Origin of the sequence: Gallintestinimicrobium propionicum, from assembly GCF_025567525.1 — a bacterium.
Taxonomy (GTDB): domain Bacteria; phylum Bacillota; class Clostridia; order Lachnospirales; family Lachnospiraceae; genus Gallintestinimicrobium; species Gallintestinimicrobium propionicum.
In genome coordinates this window covers 4,066-6,007 of record NZ_JAOQJY010000041.1, presented here as the reverse complement: position 1 = coordinate 6,007, position 1,942 = coordinate 4,066, and the positions used below count along the sequence as shown (strand labels likewise).

Here is a 1,942-nt window from a genome sequence, read left to right as displayed (position 1 = left end):
CTCGTGAGATTGCACCCAGCAGGAACAGCTTCAACGCTTCATAGGTGTAATCGTCTGCGTCAGCCCCCAGAAAGTGCCGCAGACAGAAGCGGATTCGTTCTGTCCCGTCCCACACCAGGGTATTGAGATAGTCCCGGATGGGGTGGTACTTGTTTTCATTCGCCACAATCCCGATGGCATTATCAATCTTTTTCTCATTGGTAAGCCCATAGGTTTCTTCCAGATAGAGAAGCAGATACTTCATATCCGTATCGTTCAGGGCTGTGCTTTCTCTGTGGAAGCCAATGGGCTTTATGATGTCCTTGCGGTCAGTCAGGATGTTGTATGCGATAGCCCCGGAAAGCAGCGGGTCACGCTGGAATACGGTCAGGCAGTTCCGTATGCTCTGACGGACACCGCCTTTCTCGGTAGTTTCCAGCCCCGCCTTGATTTCCTCAATGCTCTGGGGCGGCTGCATAGCGTTCATGGTGTTTTTTAGTTCTTGCTGCGTCTGCGGCTGCAAGCTCTGCCATTCGTTGTTCAAGCTGTATCACATCCTTTCCGTAGTCCGTAATCAAAGCCGCTTTTTCCTCTGTCTCCCCGAACAGCAGCACATCCAGCAGATATTCCACTTGGGCTTGCTTCTGTAAGGCTTCCACAAACCGGGGATGAACGGCTTCCTCCGGGGAGTGCGGGACATAATCCTTTCTCCATGCCCTAAGCAGGTGGAGATAATCGGCAAGGATACGGAAGCAGCGGTTCTTTGCTTCCTGAAACTGTTCCTCCGGGGATTTCTGCCGGGGCTTGGGCTTTTTTACCTTTCCCGGCGGCTTCCAGTCCTCATAAGAAAGCCCGAAGTCATTTGCCAGTTGTACGGCGGCTTCTTTCTTTCCCAGCCCATACAGGGCGGCGACAAAATCAATCACATCCCCATCCGCACCGCAGCCGAAGCAGTGGTAACGCCGATCCAGCTTCATGCTTGGGGTTTTATCATTATGGAACGGGCAGCAAGCCATCCCGTTCCGCCCTACATGGATTCCATAATGCTCCGCAGCCTGTCTTGTTGTGACGGACTGCTTCACAGCTTCAAATACATTCAAATCTATCCCTCCTTGAAAATAAGAAAAGCACCTGACATTCTCTGATTGAAAATGGCAAGTGCCTGTTAAAGTTCCATATCCTGTTGTCTGTGTTTCGCCTGTGCCGGGGCGGTTCTTTGTGCTTTTTTCTCGTCTGCCTTATCCTGCAAGACTTCTTTGATAGGCTGTTTCTTGGGCGGCTCTTTGCTTTCTTCTGTGCCGGGGGTGGCTTTCCGTACCCAGTAGCGAATGTCCCGCAGCTTCTTCAAATCCTCCTGTACCTCGGTCAGCGGTATTTTCAGGGCTGCAATTTCTTCCAGAAGCGTTTCCTGCTCCTCTTGCAGCTCCTTTTGGGTACTGTCCTTATCGTCCGGGTGCTTGGCAAGGTAGGCGGCGGCTTTCGCATACCGGGCAACCTCCGGGTGTTCCTGTTTGAATTTCTCCTTTGTTTTCTTAAAAAATATCTTCTGGTACTTCTCATAGACAGGCTTACATTCCTTGCAGTCTGTCCGGCTGGCAAGAATCCCGTCAATCACTTTGCTGCGGGCTTCCTTTGGCTTCATCTGATTGCGGTAATCTGCGGCTGATTTCCCGGAAGATTCCAGAAATGCTTCTAAGTCCTCCACAGTGGAAAGCCCCTTTTGCCGGAGATAGGACAGGGCTTCGCTGACTGCCTTTAAGTCCTGTGAAGTCCCCCGGTTCTGTCCAGCCCTTGTCCAGTCCTTCCGTTCTTCCTTTCGTATCTCCATATACTTCATCAGCAGATTGGGAAGAAGTGTCGCTTCCTCCGCCGCTTTTTGTGCAAGCAACTCCTTCCGTTTTTCTCCCAGCTCGGCAATCCAGCCTTTGAGGTTGTGGATAAGCTGCCGGATGGACTTCATCAG

At 51.5% G+C, this 1,942-nt stretch carries 1 protein-coding gene and 2 pseudogenes; all 3 read right to left on the bottom strand.

The genetic code is table 11. The annotated features are described in order from the left end of the window. Positions 1 to 466: pseudogene (locus tag OCV62_RS17845) on the bottom strand (virulence-associated E family protein); the annotation flags it as partial. Continuing rightward, a complete protein-coding gene (locus OCV62_RS17840) occupies positions 435 to 1,079 on the bottom strand; it encodes a CHC2 zinc finger domain-containing protein (protein ID WP_009256569.1) in 645 nt (214 codons plus the stop codon). The gene OCV62_RS17840 and the pseudogene OCV62_RS17845, both read right to left, overlap by 32 nt. A 65-nt stretch (positions 1,080 to 1,144) precedes the next feature. Continuing rightward, a pseudogene (locus tag OCV62_RS17835) lies at positions 1,145 to 1,942 on the bottom strand (MobQ family relaxase); the annotation flags it as partial.